Raw genomic sequence first — 20847 nt, forward strand, 5'->3', positions numbered from 1 at the left:
CGGTGGACGTGGGACGACGAGGGTGGACGGGCCGCGGCGCTCGGCCGCCGCCCGTCCACCATTCTGCCCTCCGCCGGTTAGCCCAGTGTCGGCAGCTTGATCAGCACCAGCAGGGCGAGCAGCTGCAGCGCCGAGGCGGCGGCGGCCTTGCCCCAGGGCAGGTCGTGCAGCCGCCGGACCATGCTGGTCAGCAGGAACGCGCAGAGCCCCCAGGTGGCCCAGCCGACGACCTGGACGACGAGGCTGCCGGAGGGCAGCACCAGGTCGAGCAGCAGCCGGGGGGCGTCGGTCAGCCAGCCGATCAGCGCGGCCAGGCCGACGGTGGACTTCCACGGGCCGTCGCCGCCCAGCTGGCGGGCCAGCCCGTAGGTGACCGCGCCGAACAGCGCGCCGGCCACGGTGAAGCCGATGGCGGCGGCGACGATGCCGGTCAGCGCCACGGTGAAGGTGGAGTTGACGATGTCGTCGTGGGTCAGCCCGATGCCGAGCACCGCGAGCGCGCCGTACAGCAGCGAGACGGTGACGGCGGGCAGCCAGACCTGGTGGTCGCGGGTGCGGTCGAACATCGCGGTCGGGCTGCGGAAGAGGCCGACGAACAGCTCGCGCCACTGCGGCCGGGCGCCGGCCACGTGCGGGGAGGACTGGCCGCCCGCCCGGTAGACGGCGACGTTGTCCTGGCCGTACGGCGGCTGCTGCTGCTCGTAGGGCTGTTGCTCGTACGGCTGCTCGTACGGCGGCTGCCGGCCGTAGCCGTCCGGCGGGTACTGCCCGTACTGGCCCTGGTCCGGGTACTGCCCCTGGTCCGGGTACTGGCCCTGGTCGTAGTACCCCTGCCCGCCGCCGCCCGCGTACGGGTCGCCCGTCGGGAAGGCGCGGGTGCTGCCCGGCCGGTCGGCCGCGTACGGGTCGTACCCGTCGCCGGCCGGTCCCCCCGGCGCGCCGGCGGCTCCCGGGTGCGGGGCCGTGAAGTACTCCGGCCCGTCCGTCTGCCCGTGCCCCCCGGGCACCCCCGCCGGCGGCGGCGGAGGGGGCGACCATCCGCCGTGCGGACGGTCGGCGCCCTGACCGCTGTCGTATCGATTACCAGCCACGGTCCGAAGGTACCCGTCCGGCCCAACCCGCGTCGGCCCCGGACGAAGCCGGGGCCGGTTTGCAGCCAGCCTGAGACGAACGGGGCCGAAAGCCGCCCCGGAGCGACACGGAGCGGGTGCTCCGTGGTCCGCCGACTCCGCCGGGGCCTCCGACTCCGCCGGGCGCTACCGCTGAGCGGTGACCGACGGCCCGTGCACGGCCGCCGCCGCGCTGGTGCCGGCCGGGCAGCCGCCCGGGCCGGCCGAGGTGCGGACGGCGCCGACCGGCAGCAGCGTGCCGCAGGCGATCCGGATGCCGTTCGGCAGCTCGTTGTCGGACTCCACGATCGCGCCGTCGCCGATCACCGCGCCGTCCAGCGCCGAGCGGTCGCCGATGCTGGCGTAGGCGCCGACGATCGAGTCCTTGACCAGGCTGTCCGGGCCGATGACCGCGCCGGGCAGGATCACGCTGGCCTCGACGATCGCGCCGGCCTCGACGACCGCGTCCGCGGAGACCACGGTGCCGCCGCTGAGCACCGCGCCCGGGTGGACGGTGGCGCCGGGCAGCAGCAGGGCGTCGCCGGTCGGGCCGGGGACGGCCGGGGAGTCGACCTTGCCGAGCACCAGGTCGGCCGAGCCGCGGACGAAGGCGGCCGGGGTGCCGAGGTCCAGCCAGTACGAGGTGTCCACCACGCCGCGCAGCAGGGCCCCGGTGGCCAGCAGCTCGGGGAAGGTCTCGCGCTCGACGGACACCTCGCGGCCGGCCGGGATGCGGTCGATCACGGAGCGGGTGAAGACGTAGCAGCCGGCGTTGATCTGGTCGGTGACGATCTGCTCCGGGGTCTCCGGCTTCTCCAGGAACTCCAGCACCCGCCCGTTCCCGTCGGTCGGGACGAGGCCGAAGGCGCGCGGGTCCTCGACCCGGGTGAGGTGCAGGGTGACGTCGGCCCCGGCGGCCACGTGGCCGTCGCGCAGGGCGGCGATGTCGACACCGGAGAGGATGTCGCCGTTGAAGACCAGGACCGGCTCGTCCGGGCCGCAGGTCAGGCCGGAGGCGGCGTTGCGGATGGCCCCGCCGGTGCCCAGCGGCTCGCGCTCGGTCAGGTAGACCAGCTCGATGCCGTACGGGGTGCCGTCCTGGAAGTGGTCCTCGAACACCTCGGCCAGGTAGGAGGTGGCCAGCACGACGCGGGTGACGCCGGCGGCGGCCGCACGGGCCAGCTGGTGCGCGATGAACGGGACGCCTGCCACCGGCAGCATCGGCTTGGGGGTGTGGGTGGTCAGCGGACGCAGTCGCGTGCCCTTACCACCGACCAGCATGATCGCCTCGGTCATGGTCTGCGCTGTTCCCCTTGTGGTCTCTGCGGCCCGGCCCGGCGGGCCGTTGCCTCCGTCGGTGTTCTGGACCCGTCCGTCCGGCGCGGGTCGGCGCCCGTCCGGTTTTCCGTCCGGAACGGGCCGACCGGCTCGGAGCCGGTCCGGCGCCTACTGTATTTCCTTCCAACCGAATGCCCGTCCGGCCCCTGTGCGACGGATGTCACTCCGGGTTCTCCCCCGGTACCGCCGCGAGCCGCCGGGGCCGCCCAAAAGCCCGGCCCGGCGGGCGCGTTGGCGGCGTCCACCGGGCCGGGCAGTTGTAGCAGAACTGTCGAACAGCGGGGCTGCCGGGCAGCGGACGGTCAGGCGTCCACCGTCGCGGGCTGCTCCTCGGCCTCGGCCGGCGGGACGGCCTTGACGGAGTCCAGCAGCAGCTGGGCCACGTCGACCACCTTCAGGTGCTCCTTGGCCGCGCCCTCGTTCTTCTTGCCGTTGACCGAGTCGGAGAGCATCACCAGGCAGAACGGGCAGGCGGTGGAGACGATGTCCGGGTTGAGGGACAGCGCCTCGTCCACGCGCTCGGTGTTGATCCGCTTGCCGATGCGCTCCTCCATCCACATCCGGGCGCCGCCGGCGCCGCAGCAGAAGCCGCGCTCCTTGTGGCGGTGCATCTCCTGCTGGCGCAGACCGGGGACCTTGTCCATGATCTCGCGCGGCGGGCTGTACACCTTGTTGTGGCGGCCCAGGTAGCAGGGGTCGTGGTAGGTGATCAGGCCCTCGACCGGGTTGACCGGGACGAGCTTGCCCTCGTCGATCAGGTGCTGCAGCAGCTGGGTGTGGTGGATCACCTCGAAGTGCCCGCCGAGCTGCGGGTACTCGTTGGCGATGGTGTTGAAGCAGTGCGGGCAGGTGGCCACGATCCGCTTGGTCGGGGCGTCCTCCAGCGCGGCGTTCAGCGTCTCGACGTTCTGCGCGCCGAGCATCTGGAACAGGAACTCGTTGCCCAGGCGGCGCGGGGAGTCACCGGTGCAGGTCTCCTCCTTGCCGAGGATCGCGAACTTCACGCCCGCGGTGTGCAGCAGCTCGGCGAAGGCCTTGGTGGTCTTCTTGGCGCGGTCCTCCAGGGCGCCGGCGCAGCCGACCCAGTAGAGGTACTCGACCTCGGCGGGGTCGATGTCCTCGCCGATCACCGGCACCTCGATGCCGGTCTCCTTCTTGAGCTCCTTGACCCAGTCCAGGCGCGCCTTGGTGGCCATGCCCCACGGGTTGCCCTTGTTCTCCAGGTTCTTGAGCATCGTCCCGGCCTCGGTCGGGAAGTTGCTCTCGATCATCACCTGGTAGCGGCGCATGTCGACGATGTGGTCGATGTGCTCGATGTCCACCGGGCACTGCTCGACGCAGGCGCCGCAGGTGGTGCAGGACCACAGCACGTCCGGGTCGATGACGCCGTTCTCTTCCGCGGTGCCGATCAGCGGGCGCTCGGCCTCGGCCAGCGCGGCCGCCGGGACGTCCTTGAGCTGCTCGGGGGTCGCCTGCTCCTCGCCCTCCATGTCCTTGCCGCCGCCGGCCAGCAGGTACGGCGCCTTGCCGTAGGCGTGCTCGCGCAGGCTCATGATCAGCAGCTTCGGCGAGAGCGGCTTGCCGGTGTTCCAGGCGGGGCACTGCGACTGGCAGCGGCCGCACTCGGTGCAGGTGGAGAAGTCGAGGATGCCCTTCCAGGAGAAGTGCTCGACCTGGGAGACGCCGAAGACGGCGTCGTCGGCCGGGTCCTCGAAGTCGATCGGCTGACCGTCGCTGGTCATCGGACGGAGGGCGCCGAGCGCGGTGCCGCCGTCCTCCTCGCGCTTGAAGTAGATGTTGAAGAAGCCGAGGAACCGGTGCCAGGCCACACCCATCGACGGGTTGAGGCCGATGGTGGTCGCCCACGCGAACGAGATGCAGATCTTCAGCATCGCGAACAGGTAGATCAGGTTCTCCAGCGTGCCGTGCGACAGGCCGCTGAGCGCGGTGACGAGCGGGTACGAGACCAGGTGCTCGGGACCGTACGAGTCGACGCCCTTGAGGGCGCCCTCCAGCGCGCGCAGCATCGTGATGCAGAGGCCGATGCCGAGGATCGTGTACTCGACGTAGAAGGCCTGCCAGGCGATCGAGCCGGCGAAGCGGGACTTGCGGCCGGACCGCGACGGCAGGCTCATCAGCCGGATCACGATCAGGACCAGGATGCCCAGCGTGGTCAGGGTGCCGAGCAGCTCGACGAAGAGCTGCCAGATCATCCAGTGGCCGATGACCGGCAGGTCGAAGTCGGCGTCGAAGAGCTGGCCGAAGGCGTTGACGATGGTCAGTACCAGGCTGAAGAAGCCGACGGCGACGAACCAGTGGGCGATGCCCACGATCCCCCAGCGGTTCATCCTGGTGTGACCGAAGAATTCGGTCGCGAGGGTCTTCGCCCGCTGGGCGGGCTGCCCGAAGCGGGTGGAGTCCGCCGCTCCGGTGCGCACCACCTTGTAGATGTACAGCGCCGCACGGGCGGCGAGCGCGGTGCCGATCACAAATGTGACCAGCGAGATGACGATCGCTGCTAGCTGCATCGGCTCTCCGTCTCCTGCGGCTTTGCGGTTGAGCAGTCTCTGCGGTCCTACGGTTGTCGACCTGAGTGTACTGGTCGGTAACTTGCCGGGCCGACGGCCCGGACATTACCGGTCGGCAACAGTTCTCCAGAAGATTCCCAAGCTATGGCGGCAGTCACGTGACCGCACGCGCGCCACGGCGCCCGCCGCTCCACTGCCGCCCCACCGGCACCCCACCACCGTCCCGCCCACGCCCCATCGGTCGATTCCGCTCAGCAAAGTTGAGCGACCGGCACTCATAGCTGTTGACGCTGCCCGTCGAGTCGTGCATCCTTGAGCCTGTAAAGCTCAACTCTTCCGTGGAGGTACCTACGATGGCACGCGCGGTCGGCATCGACCTCGGCACGACGAACTCGGTCGTCAGCGTTCTGGAGGGTGGCGAGCCCACCGTCATCACGAACGCCGAGGGCGCTCGGACCACGCCGTCCGTCGTCGCCTTCGCCAAGAACGGCGAGGTCCTGGTCGGCGAGGTGGCCAAGCGTCAGGCGGTCACCAACGTCGACCGCACCATCCGCTCGGTGAAGCGCCACATGGGCACCGGGTGGAAGATCAACATCGACGGCAAGGACTTCAACCCCCAGCAGATCTCGGCCTTCGTGCTGCAGAAGCTGAAGCGGGACGCCGAGGCGTACCTGGGCGAGACCGTCACCGACGCCGTCATCACCGTCCCGGCGTACTTCAACGACTCCGAGCGCCAGGCCACCAAGGAGGCCGGTGAGATCGCGGGCCTCAACGTCCTGCGCATCGTCAACGAGCCCACCGCGGCCGCCCTGGCGTACGGCCTCGACAAGGACGACCAGACCATCCTGGTCTTCGACCTCGGCGGCGGCACCTTCGACGTCTCCCTGCTGGAGATCGGCGACGGGGTCGTCGAGGTGAAGGCCACCAACGGTGACAACCACCTCGGTGGTGACGACTGGGACCAGCGCGTCGTCGACCACCTGGTCAAGGTCTTCCAGTCCGGCCACGGCGTCGACCTGTCCAAGGACAAGATGGCCCTGCAGCGTCTGCGCGAGGCCGCCGAGAAGGCCAAGATCGAGCTGTCCTCGTCCTCCGAGACCTCGATCAACCTGCCGTACATCACGGCCTCCGCCGAGGGCCCGCTGCACCTGGACGAGAAGCTCACCCGGGCCCAGTTCCAGCAGCTGACCGCGGACCTGCTGGAGCGCTGCAAGGTCCCGTTCCACAACGTCATCAAGGACGCCGGCATCTCGCTCTCCGAGATCGACCACGTCGTCCTGGTCGGCGGCTCCACCCGCATGCCGGCCGTCGCCGAGCTCGTCAAGGAGCTGACCGGCGGCCAGGACGCCAACAAGGGCGTCAACCCGGACGAGGTCGTCGCCATCGGCGCCGCGCTCCAGGCCGGTGTCCTCAAGGGCGAGGTCAAGGACGTCCTGCTGCTCGACGTCACCCCGCTGTCCCTCGGCATCGAGACCAAGGGCGGCATCATGACCAAGCTGATCGAGCGCAACACCACGATCCCGACCAAGCGCTCCGAGATCTTCACCACGGCCGAGGACAACCAGCCGTCCGTGCAGATCCAGGTCTACCAGGGCGAGCGCGAGATCGCCGCGTACAACAAGAAGCTCGGCATGTTCGAGCTGACCGGCCTCCCGCCGGCGCCGCGCGGCCTGCCCCAGATCGAGGTCACCTTCGACATCGACGCCAACGGCATCATGCACGTCGGCGCGAAGGACCTCGGCACCGGCAAGGAGCAGAAGATGACCGTCACCGGCGGCTCCTCGCTGCCGAAGGACGAGGTCGACCGCATGCGCCGCGAGGCCGAGCAGTACGCCGAGGACGACCACAAGCGCCGCGAGGCCGTCGAGACCCGCAACTCCGCCGAGCAGCTCGTCTACTCGACCGAGAAGTTCATCGCCGACAACGCGGAGAAGCTCCCGGCCGACGTCAAGACCGAGGTCGAGACCGCCATCGGCGAGCTCAAGGAGGCCCTGAAGGGCGAGGACATCGCGAAGATCCGCGAAGCCTCGGAGAAGGTCTCCACCACCGCCCAGAAGCTCGGCCAGGCGCTGTACGCCAACGCCGACGCCGCCGGTGCCGCCCCCGCCGGTGAGTCCGCCCAGGCCAAGGACGACGACGTCGTCGACGCCGAGATCGTGGACGACGAGAAGCCCAAGGGTGGTGCGTCGGCATGACGGACAAGCCGCAGGGCGGCAAGCCCGGCGACGACTCCGCCGCCGAGGAGGCCGTGATCAAGGCCGCCGAGGAGGCAGCGGCGGCCGGTGCCGGCGAGGGCTCCCCCGAGGAGCTCGCCACCGCCAAGCGCGAGCTGGCCGAGCGCACCGCGGACCTGCAGCGCCTGCAGGCCGAGTACCAGAACTACCGCAAGCGGGTCGAGCGCGACCGGCTGACCGTCCGCGAGATCGCGGTCTCCAACATCCTGGAGTCCCTGATCCCGGTCCTGGACGACATCGGCCGCGCCCGCGAGCACGGCGAGGTCACGGGCGGCTTCAAGTCCGTCGCCGAGTCGCTGGAGACGGTCGTCGCCAAGCTGGGCCTCCAGCAGTTCGGCAAGGAGGGCGAGCCCTTCGACCCGACCATGCACGAGGCGCTGATGCACAGCTACTCCTCGGACGTCACCGAGGACACCTGCGTGCAGATCCTCCAGCCCGGCTACCGCATCGGCGAGCGGATCATCCGCCCGGCGATGGTCGCCGTCGCGGAGCCCCAGCCGGGCACCCAGACGGCCTCCGCCCCGGACGCCGACGCCAAGTCCGGCGACGCGGACACGTCCGACGGTGGCTCGGACAGCTGACCACCTGTGACAGCTGACAACCAGTGCGCTGCGGAGTCGTACGCCGGCCAGTACGGCGGCCGGCTCCGCAGCGCGTTGTCGACGGCCGTGCGTTTTCCTGCTGTTGACAGCACAGTGACGATGGACATCGGGAGGTGGCGGAGGCCGTGAGCGAGCGCAGCGAGCGAACCATCAGGGGGCGCGTGTACCGCTCAGCGGCTGCCGAGCGCAGCGAGGTGGACGCATGAGCGGCAAGGACTATGTCGAGAAGGACTACTACAAAGTCCTCGGCGTGCCCAAGGACGCCACCGCCACCGAGATCAAGAAGACGTACCGCAAGCTCGCGCGCGAGTTCCACCCGGACGCCAACAAGGGTGACGCCAAGGCCGAGGAGCGCTTCAAGGACATCTCCGAGGCGTACGACGTCCTCTCCGACGAGAAGCGCCGCAAGGAGTACGACGAGGCCCGCAGCCTCTTCGCCAACGGCGGCTTCCGGGCCGGCGGCGGCCCCGGCGGCACCGGCAGCTACAGCTTCGACTTCGGCGACCTCTTCAGCGGCAACCAGGGCGGCGGCACCGGCGGCGGCGGGATCGGCGACGTCTTCGGCGGCCTCTTCAACCGCGGCGGCACCCGGCAGGCCCAGCCCCGGCGCGGCGCCGACGTCGAGACCGAGGTGACGCTCTCCTTCGAGGAGGCCGTCGACGGCGCGACCGTCCCGCTCCGGATGACCAGCCAGGCCCCCTGCCGCACCTGCAACGGCACCGGCGCCAGGTCCGGCACCACGCCGCGGGTCTGCCCCACCTGCGTCGGCGCCGGCACCGTCAGCCGCGGCCAGGGCGCCTTCGCGCTCTCCGAGCCGTGCAAGGACTGCCGCGGCCGGGGCATGATCGTCGACGACCCGTGCACCGACTGCCACGGCAGCGGCCGGGCCAGCTCCGCCCGCACCATGCAGGTCCGCATCCCGGCCGGCGTCCAGGCCGACCAGCGCATCCGCCTCAAGGGCAAGGGCGCCCAGGGCGAACGCGGCGGACAGCCCGGCGACCTCTACGTCACCGTGCACGTCGACCCGCACCCCGTCTTCGGCCGCAAGGGCGACAACCTCACCGTCACCGTCCCCGTCGCCTTCCCCGAAGCGGCCCTCGGCGCCACCATCGAGGTACCCACCCTCGGCGGCCCCGCCGTGAAGCTCAAGCTGCCCCCGGGCAGCGCCAACGGCCTCACCATGCGCGCCCGCGGCAAGGGCGCCACCCGCAAGGACGGCACCCGCGGCGACCTCCTCGTCACCGTCGAGGTCGTGGTGCCCCAGCACGTCACCGGCGACGCGCTGAACGCCCTGGAGCAGTACCGCGAGGCCACCGCCTCCGACGATCCGCGCGCGGCCCTCTTCCGGGCGGCGAAGGGAGCGTGACGACCAGATGTCCCCGATGAATCCGATGAATCCGGTCAACCCCGACGGGTCGATCGGCCCCGGCGTCGGCGAGGGCCTCCCCGGCGACGGCACCCGCCGCACCCGCCGGGTCCCCTCGGCCGCACCGCCGTACGTCCTCACCGAGGACACCCCGGTGTACGTCATCTCGGTGGCCGCCGAACTGTCCGGACTGCACCCGCAGACCCTCCGCCAGTACGACCGCCTCGGCCTGGTCTGCCCCGACCGCACCGCCGGCCGCGGCCGCCGCTACTCCGCCCGCGACATCCAGCAGCTGCGCGAGGTCCAGCGGCTCTCCCAGGACGAGGGCATCAACCTGGCGGGCATCAAGCGGATCATCGAGCTGGAGAACCAGGTCACCGCCCTCCAGTCCCGGGTCACCGAACTCGTCGACTCCCTGGAAGGCGCCGCCACCGCCCTCCAGCAGCGCGAGGCCGCCGTCCACGCCTCCTACCGCCGCGACCTCGTCCCGTACCAGCCCCCCACGCCCCAGTCCAGCGCCCTCGTCGTCTGGCGCCCCAAGCGCTGACCCGCCCGCCCGGACCCCGCCGCCGGCCCCCTCCTGTTCGGGGGGTGCCGGCGGCTCGGCCTTGGTGAGAGGGTGCGGTCATCAATCCCTCTTCGGAGGGCGCACCGGATCTGGCATGCTGAAACGCGATTCAGCGTCAGCGCTGACGGGACGCAGGTATCACGGTAACGGCAAGGAGTCGCGGATGAGTGAACGAGAGCAGCCCCTTGCCGCCGGCTTGACCGTGCTCTCGACAGAAGCACGGGAGCTATTTCTCACCGTTCTCCGAGGAGACGGCAGGCTGCCATCGGGCACCAATACCGATCAGAATGATTCTGCGCGCGACGAGCTGGCGAGGATTGGCCTTCTCGTTCCCGACAGCGATGATCCGACTGTTTTCGTAGCCGCCGACCCCACACAGCTCTCGGCCAGCCTCAGCCATTCGTGGCAGCGTCAGGCCTTGGAGCTCCTGTCACGAGCCGTCTCCCTGCCCTCCGAACTGCAGGAACTCGCTCGGGAATTCCATTCCCCGAAGCAACGCGGCGGATCGATCGAGTATGTGCAGGGCAAGGCTCTTATCCGTCAGCGGCTGGAGCAGTTCAGAGAATCCGGGCTCGAGGAAGCCCTGGCGCTCCAACCCGGCGGCCCGCGCCAGCCGGACCTTCTCGCCGGGATGATCGAGCACGATCTGGAAACGCTCCGCAGTGGTACGGAGATGCGGACGATCTACCACGCCAGCACGCGCTACCACCAGCCGACCAGGGATTACGTGGCCACACTCGCCCGGGCAGGTGGCCAGTACAGAACCCTTGACGAACCCTATACGCGGCTCATAGTGATGGATCGGCGGGTAGCCGTGATCCCGATCGCCGATGACATGAGCCTCGCGGCCTTCATCTACGACCCCGCGGTCGTCGACTATCTCGCCGAAGAGGTCTTCGAACGGTGCTGGAGCCGAGCGCTGGAATTCGAGGGCGACCGCACCGTGCCGCAGCAGGTGGTGTCCCGTCTGCGTCAGACGATCATCGACCAGATGCTCGAAGGCACCAGCCACCGGGTCATCGCGCGGCGTTTGGGAATCAGCGAGCGGACGCTGGCAAGACACATAGCCGAAATGCGCGATGACTACAAAGTCGACTCGCTATTCCAACTCGGATATGTCCTCGGCCGGAAGATGCAGGAATCGCCGACTGACTGAGAGCCCCGATTCAGGGGGTCGGCGAATCCTTCACGAGTCCTGACAAGCGGCCAGACACTCAAACGATCGTGTTCACTGCCAGGAGATGTCGTCCAGGGCGCTCGCGGTGGCCTCGACGGCAATCGCGTTGTGCGAGTCGGCAACATGGGCAAGAGAGCCGGCACCGAGCACAGCGGCGGCGACGGCCAACGAAAGCACAACCTTGCGGACAAACCGGCGCATGTCAGTCATGCCCCCACTCTCTCTCCGGAGAATCGCCACTAGAAGCGTCGAACAGGATAACGGCTCACATAGTGCCGCGCGAGGGGGGAGGCTGTCACCCCCGGTGCACGGGTGTGCGTCATCTCCCTGCCAGGCATCCAGATGACACAGGCCAACCCTGGACGCGGCGCTGCCCCGCGATGGACGATCAGTTCGCTCCCAATGGTCCGGCAAGACGCCACACCTTGCCAATGTACCGTCAAATGCTAAGTCGTTCATCAGCGGGATCACCACGCAGAGCAGCCCACATCCAACGCATCGCCGACGCTCACTCTCCCGGTCGGCCTTTCCCCGGAGTCGACATGACCGAGCCCTACCTGCGTCACCACGACAGCCAGGCCCCTGAGGGTCGGCGTGCACGTGTGTTCCTGGCCGCGCCGCTGATGCGGCTGACCGGCCCGGCCGACAGTGTGGTGACGCTCGCCAGCCGGACGCGGCTGACGACGCTCCGCACGACCCTGCTCCGCAGCGGTGCCGCTGTGTACAGCGCGCACCACAGCGACGCCTGGACCATCTCCGGCCGCGCTCCGGAGCCCCGCGTCCCCTCCGACTTCCGCGCCCTGCAGTCCGCGGACCTCGTGTTCGCCTACGTGGGAGCGCCGCTCTCGGCCGGTGTCAGCCTGGAGCTCGGGTGGGCGTCGGCCCTGCGGAAGCCGATCGTCCTCCTCGTCGACGAGGCCATCACCCACAACCCGCTGATCGCCACCATCGAGCAGGTCGCCCCCGTCCTGCCGCTGGTCTTCGACGACACCTGGTCGCAGGAGGCCCTCAACCACACGGTGGAGACCGCGCTCGACTGGGCCGGCATGGCGCTCTCCCTGCGCGAGGGCTTCTGGACCGCCCCCGGCGAGCAGTTCAACGTCCCCCGGCAGCAGCCCCCGGTCCCCGGCTACTGGCCGACCGGCGCCGCCACCGGCTGAGCACCGCTCAGCCACCGGGCTCCCCCGCCCGCCGGGCCGGCCGGACTCGGCCAGGCACGTCGCAGGATCCACCACCACGGCGGCGACCCCGCTCTCAGGGGTCGCCGGGATCAGAGCGACAGTGCGACCGACGACCAGGCCGTGGTTGAACGGGGTCTCCGGACAGCGGATCCGTGAGCCCCCGTTCCGGCCCTCCACCACGGCGACATCGGGCAGATCGAAGTCAGGCATCGCGGGCGCCCCTCATCTGCCAGCCGAGCTGGAACAGCGTCTCCGCGTCGTACTGCTCACGCAGCCGGGCGATGTGACCGGCCACGGTGCGCTCGCTGAGGCCGAGGCGGGTGGCGATCGCCCGCTGAGTCAGCCCCCGGGCGAGGAGGCGACCCACGTGTTCGTGGGCGGCGGGCTCGATCAGACCGGCCGCCATCGCGACCCAGTCCACGACCTGAGCTTGCTGCCAGTGCTGCTCGAAGACCCCGACCAGGTAGGCCACCATCGCGGAATCCTGGACGACAGCGGCGACCCCGTTGTCGGGGGCCGCCGAAATCAGGGCAACGGTGCGATCGAAGATGAGGACCCGGCTGAACGGGACGTCCAGGATCCGGATCCGCGAGCCCAGCCTCGTGGTCTCCGCCGCGTACTCGACCTGGTCCCGGTCCAGTCGGGCCTGCGGCTGGTAGATCGTCCGCACCGAGCCACCGCGTTCGATGTACCGCCGTGTCTGGGCCAGGCCGTCCTGCCGCTGCGTCGGCGGGTGGAACCTTCCCGGCAGGGCCGTCAAGGCTTCGTGCGGGTGGTCCTTGACGAGTTGGGCGAGCAGGTGACGGATCTCCACCATGCCCTCAACCCGCTGGACGCCCCCCGCCGGCTCCCGCCGGCGTCGTTCCGCCTCATAGGCCTGGCTGAGGTCCTCCAACAGGTCCGGGACCAGCGCCGCCCGGGCAAGCAGGCGGGTGCCCTCGTCGCGCAGGTCGGCGCCCAGACGATCGCTCACGGTTCGGGGATTCACTGCGCTGTACACACCGTCGGCTCCATGGAGCACCAGAAGCCCGAGGTCAATGAGCTGCTCGACTACCGGCTCGTCCTCGGGACGGATGTCACCGACGTGAAGGCGGCCGCCCTCCTTGAGGATCTCCCGGTAGAACTCCCTGGCGGCGGCGTCGAGCAGGTCGGGCTCAGGCATCGCGGGCTCCCCTCATCTGCCAGCCGAGCTGGAACAGCGTCTCCGCGTCGTACTGCTCACGCAGCCGGGCGATGTGGCCGGCCACCGTCCGCTCACTGAGGCCCAGACGGGTGGCGATGGCGCGCTGGGTGAGGCCGCGGGGGAGGAGGCGGGCCACCTGTTCGTGGGCCGTCGGGCTGGCGGAACTGTCGGCCAGGGCTGTCCAGTTGACGCCTTCGGCCTGCTGCCAGAGCTGTTCGAAGGTGTCGACGACGAAGGCCACCGTCGCCGGGTCGTCGACCACGGCGGCGCTGGTGTAGTCGTGGGCGGCGGGGATGACCGCGACGGTGCGGTCGAAGACCAGGAAGCGCTTGAACGCTGGTCCAGGATGCGGATCTGGCAGCCGAAGCGGGCGGCTTCGGCGCCGTACGCGACGGCCAGGTCGTGGGTGCGGGCGGCGCGTTCGAAGAGGGAGCGGACGGCTCCGCCGCGCTCGATGTAGCGGCGGGTGCGGGCGAGGGAGTCGGCGAGCAGGTCGGCGGGGCGGGCGGCGCCGGGTTGGGCGGTGAGGCTCTCGTTGGGGTAGGCGTGGGTCAGCTGTTCGAGTTCGTGGCGGATCTCGGCCTTTCCGGTGACGGTCCGGGTGCCGGTCCGGCGGGCTTCGCGGCGGGGCACGGTGTCGTAGGCCTGGGAGAGTTCGCGGAGCAGTTCGGGGACCTGGTCGGCTTCGGCCAGGAGGCGGGTGCCGGTCTTGCGCAGGTCGGTGCCGATCCGTTCGGCGACCGGGCGCGGGTCGACGGCGCTGTACGAGGCGTCGACCAACCCCGGCACCAGCAGCCCGAGTTCGACCAGCTTCCGGAGTGCCGGGCCGTCGTCCACCCCGACGTCCGCGGCGCGCACGCGGCCGCCTTCGCGGAGGACGGCGAGGTAGAGCGCTCGGGCGGCCGGGTCCGGGAGGGCGGCGGTGAGCAGGGTGGGGGCGGGTTCAGCGGTCATCGCGGGCGCCTCGCATCAGCCAGCCGAGCTGGAAGAGGGTCTGGGCGCCGTGGCGGTCGCGCAGGCGGGAGATGTGGGCGGCGACGGTGCGTTCGCTGAGGCCGAGGCGGGTGGCGACGGCGCGTTGGGTGAGGCCGCGGGCGAGGAGGCGGCCGACCCGGTCGGGGACGGTGCGGGTGGGGCCCTGGCCGAGGACCGCGGCTTCGGCGGTGTCGGCGCGGGCCCAGTCGCGTTCGAAGGTGCCGACGAGGAAGGTGATGGTGGCGGGGTCGCTGATGAAGGCGGCGGTGCTGTTGTCGTCGTTGGCGGAGATCACGGCGACGGTGCGGTCGAAGACGATGAGCCGCTGGAAGGGTTCGTCGAGGACGCGGATGAGGGAGCCGTGCCGAGTGACTTCCTCGGCGTAGGCGAGGGCGGGCGGTTCGGCGAGGGCGACCGGCTGGTAGATGGTGCGCAGCGAGCAGCCGCGCCGGAGGAGCTGGACGTCCTGGCGGAGGGCGACCTGCAGGGTGTCGGCGGGGCGTTGGCCGGGCTGGGCGGTGAGGACTTCGGAGCGGCAGTCGGAGACCAGTTGGGAGATCCGCTGGCGGATGTGGACGTGTCCCTCGACGTGGACGGCGCCGCCGGCCCGGCCGGAGGGGCGGGGCATCGCGTCGTAGGCGCGGGTGAGGCCGTCCAGGGTGCCCGGGAGGCTCTCGGCGCGGACGAGCAGCCGGGTGGCCTCGCTGCGGAGTTCGGCGCCGAGCCGGTCGCTGACGGAGCGCGGGCTGACGGCGGTGTAGCAGCGGTCCACCGGGTTGACCATCAGCAGGCCGATGTCGATGAGCTGCTGGAGGGCGCCGCGGTCGGTGTCGACGACGCTCGCGCAGGGGATCCGGCCGCCCTCGGCGATGATCGTCAGGTACAGCTGCCGGGCGGCCTCGTCGGGTTCCTCGCCCACGGGCCCTGGCTGGTGCGGAGCGACCGCCGGTTCCGCCGTCACGTCGCACTCTCCCTGCCGGACGCATCTCCCCTGGTGTTGCCCGCGTTTCCCGGCGGACGAGCCGCGGGTACCGGTTGCCGGGCGGGCTCACGGTACCGGGTGCCGGTACGGGGTGATCATGCGGTCGGCGGTCACGGTACCGGTTCGGACGGCGGACCCCCGGGCCCGGGTGCCGTCGCACACCGGGACGTCCGGGGGCCGCCGTCTCTGCACGCCAATGCCAGGGCGCTTCCGTCGAGGCGGAGCAGCAACGCCTCGACGGATCCGGTTCCGGGGGCCATCACCACACATGGTCCCCGGCCGGTGCTCTTCTCCCCCCGTTCCACCGGCGCGGGAATGGTGCGCCGGCGGTCAGTCCGAAGAGCAAGTCGCCACCATCGGGCTGCGGTTGCCCGGACGACTTGGCGTGTCTCCACCCTCACAGCGTGACGGCCGGTGAACAAGTGCCGCCCGAGTGCATGTTCGCGCAATTGCAGTTATCTGCATCCCGGGGTGCGGCCGGGGGGTGGAGCGGCGGGGCGGATTCCGGTAAAGGGCGAGGCCAGCGGGGGGCGGGGAGGTGCCCGGCGGTACCTCCGGTTGGCCGTGTACGGTCATGACCCGGTTGCGCGTTCCTGCAACGGCGACATGCTCCTGAGCTGCATGTCTACGCGCGGTGACAATCCGGTCCGGCACCTCAGCCCGCCTCAGCGCCCCCGCCTCACCGCGCCAGCAGCCGGCCGCGCGCCAGGCCCGCCGCCGTACCGCCCGCCGCGAGCGCCCAGGCGAGCGCCAGCAGCAGGTACAGCCCGGCGGCCAGCGCGGTGAAGCCCACGAAGCCGGTGTGCCGGGCGAGCGCGGAGGCGCCGGTGACACAGGTGCCGATCGGGAAGGTGTACGCCCACCAGGTCATCGCGAAGGGCATCCCGGCCCGGCGGGCGCGCAGGTTGGCGGCGAGCGCGACGGCCAGCCAGAGCACCGCGACGCCCATCACCGCGACGCCGTACAGCTCGGCGAGGTCGAGCATGGCGGGCGCCAGCGCGGGCAGCACCGGGTGGGCGGCGTCGGCGATCTGGTGGACGGCGGTGACGGACTGGCCGAGCGGGCCGAGCACCAGGAACAGCGAGGGGGTCAGCACCAGGGTGGGCAGCTTGCTGTGGAACAGCCCGGTGAACACCACCGGCAGCAGCACCAGGGTGGCCAGCAGCCCGATCCCGAACAGGGCGCAGCAGGCGTACAGCATGGCCTGCCGGGGTGTGCCGGCCGGCAGGTGCGGGACGAGCACCGGGCCGCAGGCGGAGGCGACCAGCGGGGCGACCACCGGCAGCAGCCAGGTCGGGTTGGACTCCAGGGCGGAGATCCGGTGCCGGGTGATCATCAGGTACGGGATGCCGCCGGCGACGGCCAGCGCGTACAGGGTGCCGACGCCCCAGAGCACGGCGTCCACGGCGACCGCGGGGCCGGTGCCGATGACCCGGGAGCCGACCGTCATCGTGCCGAGCCCGACCGAGAGCAGGGCCATCGGCGGGCAGCCGTAGAAGACGGCGGTGGCGGGCTGCTCCAGCAGGTGGGCGCGGGCGGCCTCACGGTGCCGGGTGAGGTGGACCAGCCGGGCCGCGCCCAGCACCAGCAGGGCGGCCAGGCCGAGCGCCCACATCACCTCGCCGAAGCCGATCAGCCCGGGCAGCCGGACGGGCAGGGCGGCCGCGCCGTTGCCGATGATCGCGGTGCCCATCACCACGGCGTACCAGTTGGGGCCGAGCTGGGAGAGGTCGACGCGGGAGCGGCGGACGGCGGGGCGGGCGAGGGGACGGACTCCGGCCAAGGTGGACATGTTTCCACCATCGGTCCGAAGGCCGGCCACCGGTAGCGCCGAGGATCCTATGGCGACATAGCCTGGACCTATGCCCCTCTCCTCGCACGTCCCCGAACTCGGCGCCCTGGAACTGCTGCTCGCCGTGGCCCGGCTGGGCAGCGTCGGACGGGCGGCGGCCGAGCTGGGCGTCAGCCAGCCGACCGCCAGCGCCCGGATCAAGGGCATGGAGCGGCAGATCGGCGTGCCGCTGCTGGAGCGTTCACCCCGCGGGAGCAAGCCGACCGAGGCGGGCCGGCTGGTGGTCGAGTGGGCCCGGCAGGTGGTGGAGGCGGCGCAGGCGCTGGACGCCGGGATCGACGCGCTGCGCGAGCGCCGGGACGCCAAGCTGCGGGTGGTGGCCAGTCTGACCGTCGCCGAGTACCTGATGCCGGGCTGGCTGCTGGGGCTCTCCGAGGCCAGCCCGGGCACCGCGGTGACGCTGCGGACGGCGAACTCGGCGGAGGTCGCCGGGCACGTCCTGGCCGGGGACGCCGACCTCGGCTTCGTCGAGGGCCCCGCCACCCCGCCCGGACTGGCCGGCGCGGTGGTGGCGGCGGACCGGCTGGTCGTGGTGGTGGCACCCGGCCACCCGTGGGCGCGCCGCCGCACCCCGCTGACCGGCCCGGAGCTGGCGGCCACCCCGCTGGTGCTGCGCGAGCCCGGCTCGGGCACCCGGGAGGTGCTGGAGATGGCGCTGCGCCCGTACGGGGGCGCGACGCAGCCCCGGATGGAGCTGGCCTCGTCCACCGCGCTGAAGGCGGCGGCGATGACCGGGGCGGGGCCGGTCTGCCTGAGCGAGCTGGCGGTGGTGGAGGAGCTGGCGACCCGGCGGCTGGTCGAGGTGCCGCTGGAGGAGGGGCTGGACCTGCACCGGCCGCTGCGCGCGGTCTGGCCGGCCGGGCAGCGGCCGAGCGGCCCGGCGCGGGAGCTGCTGGTGCTGACCCGGCGGAGCCCCGCCAGGCGCTCGGCCGGAAGCCGCCGGGCCGGAGGCTGACGGGAAGGACCGAACCCGGGCCCGGAAGATTGGGCGTAGAAGATTGGGCACGGAAAGTTGAGCGGAATAGACTCAACTTAGTGCATGCTGTAGGTAGCAGTAGTGAAGGACGACGAGGGAGGACCCCCCAGCAGTGGACGCCAGCAAGTTCACCACCAAGACGCAGGACGCCCTGTCCACCGCGATCCGGCAGGCGGGCGCGGCCGGCAACCCGGACGTCAAGCCGGTGCACATCCTGATCGCCCTGCTGGAGCAGCCCGAGGGCATCGCCCGGCCCCTGCTGGAGGCGGTCGGGGCCGACGCCACCCGGGTCGACGCCGAGGCGCGCCGCCAGCTGGCCGCCCTGCCCAGCGCGATGGGCTCGACGGTCGCCGCGCCGCAGCTCGCCCGGGACACCCTGGCGGTGCTCACCGAGGCCGGCAAGCGCGCCGACGACCTGGACGACCAGTACGTCTCCACCGAGCACCTGATGGTCGGCCTGGCCGCCGAGGGCGGGTCGGTCGCCGAGCTGCTGACGCAGCGGGGCGCGACGCCCAAGGCGCTGCTCGCCGCGTTCAAGGACGTGCGCGGCTCCGGCAAGGTCACCTCGCCGGACCCGGAGGGCACCTACAAGGCGCTGGAGAAGTACGGCACCGACCTCACCCAGGCCGCCCGGGACGGCAAGCTCGACCCGGTGATCGGCCGGGACCACGAGATCCGCCGGGTGGTCCAGGTGCTCTCCCGTCGGACCAAGAACAACCCGGTGCTGATCGGCGAGCCGGGCGTCGGCAAGACCGCCGTGGTCGAGGGCCTGGCCCAGCGCATCGTGGCCGGTGACGTCCCGGAGTCGCTGCGCGGCAAGCGGCTGGTCGCGCTGGACCTCGGCGCGATGGTCGCCGGCGCCAAGTACCGCGGCGAGTTCGAGGAGCGGCTGAAGGCCGTCCTGAACGACATCAAGGCCTCTGACGGCCGGGTCGTCACCTTCATCGACGAGCTGCACACCATGGTCGGCGCGGGCGCCGGCGGCGACTCCGCGATGGACGCGGGCAACATGCTCAAGCCGATGCTGGCCCGCGGCGAGCTGCGGATGGTCGGCGCCACCACGCTGGACGAGTACCGCGAGCGGATCGAGAAGGACCCGGCGCTGGAGCGCCGCTTCCAGCAGGTGCTGGTCGGCGAGCCCAGCGTGGAGGACTCGATCGCCATCCTGCGCGGCCTCAAGGGCCGGTACGAGGCGCATCACAAGGTGCAGATCTCGGACGCCGCCCTGGTCGCCGCGGCCACCCTGTCCAACCGCTACATCACCTCCCGCTTCCTGCCCGACAAGGCGATCGACCTGGTCGACGAGGCGGCCTCCCGGCTGCGGATGGAGATCGACTCCTCCCCGGTCGAGATCGACGAACTCCAGCGCTCCGTGGACCGGTTGCGGATGGAGGAGCTGGCCCTGGAGAAGGAGTCGGACCCGGCCTCGGTCGACCGGCTGGCCCGGCTGCGGCGCGATCTCGCCGACAGGAACGAGCAGTTGAGCGTGCTCACGGCGCGCTGGGAGCAGGAGAAGAAGAGCCTCAACCGGGTCGGCGAGCTCAAGGAGCGGCTGGACGAGCTGCACGGCGCCCTCGAACGCGCCCAGCGCGACGGGGACTTCGAGCGGGCGTCCAAGCTGATGTACGCCGAGATCCCGGCCGCCGAGACGGAGCTCACCGAGGCCCAGGAGCGCGCCGCCGACCAGGACGCCTCCGCCTCGATGGTCAAGGAGGAGGTCGGCCCGGACGACGTGGCCGACGTGGTCTCCTCCTGGACGGGCATCCCGGCCGGCCGTCTGCTGGAGGGCGAGAGCGCCAAACTCCTGCGCATGGAGGAGGAGTTGGGCAGGCGCCTGATCGGCCAGGCGGAGGCCGTGCAGGCCGTCTCGGACGCGGTGCGCCGCACCCGCTCCGGCATCGCCGACCCGGACCGCCCGACCGGCTCCTTCCTCTTCCTCGGCCCGACCGGTGTCGGCAAGACCGAACTCGCCAAGGCCCTGGCCGACTTCCTCTTCGACGACGAGCGGTCGATGGTCCGCATCGACATGAGCGAGTACGGCGAGAAGCACTCGGTCTCCCGGCTGGTCGGCGCCCCGCCCGGGTACGTCGGCTACGAGGAGGGCGGCCAGCTCACCGAGGCGGTCCGCCGCCGCCCGTACAGCGTCGTCCTGCTGGACGAGGTGGAGAAGGCGCACCCCGAGGTCTTCGACGTCCTGCTCCAGGTGCTGGACGACGGGCGGCTCACCGACGGCCAGGGCCGCACGGTGGACTTCCGCAACGCCATCCTGATCCTCACCTCCAACCTGGGCTCGCACTACCTGGTGGACCCGACCACCCCGGAGGACAAGAAGAAGGCCCTGGTGCTGGACTCCGTCCGGGCCGCGTTCAAGCCGGAGTTCCTCAACCGGCTGGACGACATCGTGGTCTTCGAGCCGCTGGGCACCGCCGAGCTGAGCCGGATCGTCGACCTGCAGGTGGCCCGCCTCGGCGAGCGGCTGAACGAGCGGCGGCTCACCCTGGACGTCTCCCCGGCCGCCCGCGACTGGCTGGCGCTCACCGGCTACGACCCGGCGTACGGCGCCCGCCCGCTGCGCCGGCTGGTGCAGTCCGCGATCGGCGACCAGCTGGCCCGGGCGATCCTGTCCGGCGCGGTGCACGACGGGGACACCGTCCTGGTCGAGCGGGACGAGGAGGGCGACCGCCTCACCGTCCGCGGCCGGGGCCCGCTGGAGAAGTAGCGGTGGTGCCGCGCGCGGGCCGTTCCCTTCCGGGTGGGAGGGAACGGCCCGCGCGCG

Annotated in this window: 15 protein-coding genes and 1 pseudogene; 8 read left to right on the forward strand and 8 right to left on the reverse strand. The window is 71.4% G+C overall.

Annotation, left to right across the window (positions count from 1 at the left end; all coding sequences use genetic code 11):
- Nucleotides 1-77: 77 nt before the first annotated feature.
- The 3 genes and pseudogenes from IE332_RS01480 to IE332_RS01490 form a co-directional block, all read right to left on the reverse strand.
- A complete protein-coding gene (locus tag IE332_RS01480; protein WP_189913190.1) occupies nt 78-1091 on the reverse strand; it encodes a Yip1 family protein in 1014 nt (337 codons plus the stop codon).
- 240 nt (nt 1092-1331) lie between these two features.
- Nucleotides 1332-2405 (reverse strand): annotated as a pseudogene (manB, locus tag IE332_RS01485) (mannose-1-phosphate guanylyltransferase); the annotation flags it as partial.
- A 344-nt stretch (nt 2406-2749) separates the two neighbouring features.
- Nucleotides 2750-4975 carry a (Fe-S)-binding protein gene (locus tag IE332_RS01490; RefSeq protein ID WP_189913192.1) on the reverse strand — a complete coding sequence of 742 codons (2226 nt, stop codon included), beginning with the start codon at nt 4973-4975 and terminating at the stop codon, nt 2750-2752.
- Between the two features lie 353 nt (nt 4976-5328).
- Here IE332_RS01490 and dnaK point away from each other — a divergent pair, with 353 nt between their 5' ends.
- The 5 genes from dnaK to IE332_RS01515 all read left to right on the forward strand — a co-directional run bounded on the left by dnaK (nt 5329) and on the right by IE332_RS01515 (nt 10901).
- Nucleotides 5329-7170 (forward strand): molecular chaperone DnaK, encoded by a 1842-nt coding sequence (dnaK, locus tag IE332_RS01495; RefSeq protein ID WP_189913193.1) that lies wholly within the window; start codon nt 5329-5331, stop codon nt 7168-7170.
- Nucleotides 7167-7790, forward strand: a complete 624-nt coding sequence (gene grpE, locus IE332_RS01500) for a nucleotide exchange factor GrpE (protein ID WP_189913194.1) — start codon at nt 7167-7169, stop codon at nt 7788-7790. The genes dnaK and grpE overlap by 4 nt, the downstream gene beginning before the upstream one ends.
- Nucleotides 7791-8013: 223 nt before the next feature.
- Nucleotides 8014-9177, forward strand: coding sequence for a molecular chaperone DnaJ (gene dnaJ, locus IE332_RS01505; RefSeq protein WP_189913195.1), 1164 nt, complete (start codon nt 8014-8016; stop codon nt 9175-9177).
- A gap of 16 nt (nt 9178-9193) precedes the next feature.
- Complete coding sequence (locus tag IE332_RS01510; RefSeq protein WP_373313663.1) at nt 9194-9724, forward strand: heat shock protein transcriptional repressor HspR; 531 nt, start codon at nt 9194-9196, stop codon at nt 9722-9724.
- A gap of 184 nt (nt 9725-9908) precedes the next feature.
- Entirely contained in the window at nt 9909-10901 is a 993-nt protein-coding gene (locus tag IE332_RS01515; protein ID WP_189913197.1) for a helix-turn-helix domain-containing protein, read from the forward strand.
- 72 nt (nt 10902-10973) lie between these two features.
- Here IE332_RS01515 and IE332_RS01520 read toward each other — a convergent pair whose 3' ends face one another.
- Nucleotides 10974-11132, reverse strand: a complete 159-nt coding sequence (locus IE332_RS01520; RefSeq protein ID WP_189913198.1) for a hypothetical protein — start codon at nt 11130-11132, stop codon at nt 10974-10976.
- A gap of 332 nt (nt 11133-11464) precedes the next feature.
- On the opposite strand from IE332_RS01520, the gene IE332_RS01525 reads away from it, so the two are divergent.
- Nucleotides 11465-12082, forward strand: coding sequence for a TIR domain-containing protein (locus tag IE332_RS01525; protein WP_051709310.1), 618 nt, complete (start codon nt 11465-11467; stop codon nt 12080-12082).
- A 223-nt stretch (nt 12083-12305) separates the two neighbouring features.
- Here the strand turns inward: IE332_RS01525 and IE332_RS01530 are convergent, their stop codons facing one another.
- The 4 genes from IE332_RS01530 to IE332_RS01545 all read right to left on the reverse strand — a co-directional run bounded on the left by IE332_RS01530 (nt 12306) and on the right by IE332_RS01545 (nt 17035).
- Nucleotides 12306-13265, reverse strand: coding sequence for a helix-turn-helix domain-containing protein (locus tag IE332_RS01530; protein ID WP_189913199.1), 960 nt, complete (start codon nt 13263-13265; stop codon nt 12306-12308).
- Nucleotides 13258-13548 carry a helix-turn-helix domain-containing protein gene (locus IE332_RS01535; protein WP_189913200.1) on the reverse strand — a complete coding sequence of 97 codons (291 nt, stop codon included), beginning with the start codon at nt 13546-13548 and terminating at the stop codon, nt 13258-13260. The genes IE332_RS01530 and IE332_RS01535 overlap by 8 nt, the downstream gene beginning before the upstream one ends.
- Nucleotides 13549-14229: 681 nt before the next feature.
- Nucleotides 14230-15180 carry a LuxR C-terminal-related transcriptional regulator gene (locus IE332_RS01540; RefSeq protein WP_189913201.1) on the reverse strand — a complete coding sequence of 317 codons (951 nt, stop codon included), beginning with the start codon at nt 15178-15180 and terminating at the stop codon, nt 14230-14232.
- 742 nt (nt 15181-15922) lie between these two features.
- Nucleotides 15923-17035, reverse strand: coding sequence for a TDT family transporter (locus IE332_RS01545; protein ID WP_189913202.1), 1113 nt, complete (start codon nt 17033-17035; stop codon nt 15923-15925).
- A gap of 70 nt (nt 17036-17105) precedes the next feature.
- On the opposite strand from IE332_RS01545, the gene IE332_RS01550 reads away from it, so the two are divergent.
- Together IE332_RS01550 and clpB are read left to right on the forward strand one after the other, a co-directional pair.
- Nucleotides 17106-18050 (forward strand): LysR family transcriptional regulator, encoded by a 945-nt coding sequence (locus IE332_RS01550; protein ID WP_189913203.1) that lies wholly within the window; start codon nt 17106-17108, stop codon nt 18048-18050.
- A 133-nt stretch (nt 18051-18183) separates the two neighbouring features.
- On the forward strand, nt 18184-20790 hold the full coding sequence (gene clpB, locus IE332_RS01555; RefSeq protein WP_189913204.1) for an ATP-dependent chaperone ClpB: 2607 nt from the start codon (nt 18184-18186) through the stop codon (nt 20788-20790).
- Nucleotides 20791-20847 lie beyond the last annotated feature (57 nt).

This window comes from Kitasatospora xanthocidica, assembly GCF_014656195.1.
GTDB classification, from domain to species: Bacteria; Actinomycetota; Actinomycetes; order Streptomycetales; family Streptomycetaceae; genus Kitasatospora; species Kitasatospora xanthocidica.

Excerpts from the sequence above, each read along its gene's own strand:
- IE332_RS01525 (WP_051709310.1), top strand. The coding sequence starts at position 11,465 with ATGACCGAGCCCTACCTGCGTCACCACGACAGCCAGGCCCCTGAGGGT.
- IE332_RS01545 (WP_189913202.1), bottom strand. The coding sequence starts at position 17,035 with ATGTCCACCTTGGCCGGAGTCCGTCCCCTCGCCCGCCCCGCCGTCCGC.
- IE332_RS01530 (WP_189913199.1), bottom strand. The coding sequence starts at position 13,265 with ATGCCTGAGCCCGACCTGCTCGACGCCGCCGCCAGGGAGTTCTACCGG.
- grpE (WP_189913194.1), top strand. The coding sequence starts at position 7,167 with ATGACGGACAAGCCGCAGGGCGGCAAGCCCGGCGACGACTCCGCCGCC.
- dnaK (WP_189913193.1), top strand. The coding sequence starts at position 5,329 with ATGGCACGCGCGGTCGGCATCGACCTCGGCACGACGAACTCGGTCGTC.
- IE332_RS01510 (WP_373313663.1), top strand. The coding sequence starts at position 9,194 with ATGAATCCGATGAATCCGGTCAACCCCGACGGGTCGATCGGCCCCGGC.
- dnaJ (WP_189913195.1), top strand. The coding sequence starts at position 8,014 with ATGAGCGGCAAGGACTATGTCGAGAAGGACTACTACAAAGTCCTCGGC.
- IE332_RS01520 (WP_189913198.1), bottom strand. The coding sequence starts at position 11,132 with ATGACTGACATGCGCCGGTTTGTCCGCAAGGTTGTGCTTTCGTTGGCC.
- IE332_RS01515 (WP_189913197.1), top strand. The coding sequence starts at position 9,909 with ATGAGTGAACGAGAGCAGCCCCTTGCCGCCGGCTTGACCGTGCTCTCG.
- IE332_RS01550 (WP_189913203.1), top strand. The coding sequence starts at position 17,106 with ATGCCCCTCTCCTCGCACGTCCCCGAACTCGGCGCCCTGGAACTGCTG.
- IE332_RS01490 (WP_189913192.1), bottom strand. The coding sequence starts at position 4,975 with ATGCAGCTAGCAGCGATCGTCATCTCGCTGGTCACATTTGTGATCGGC.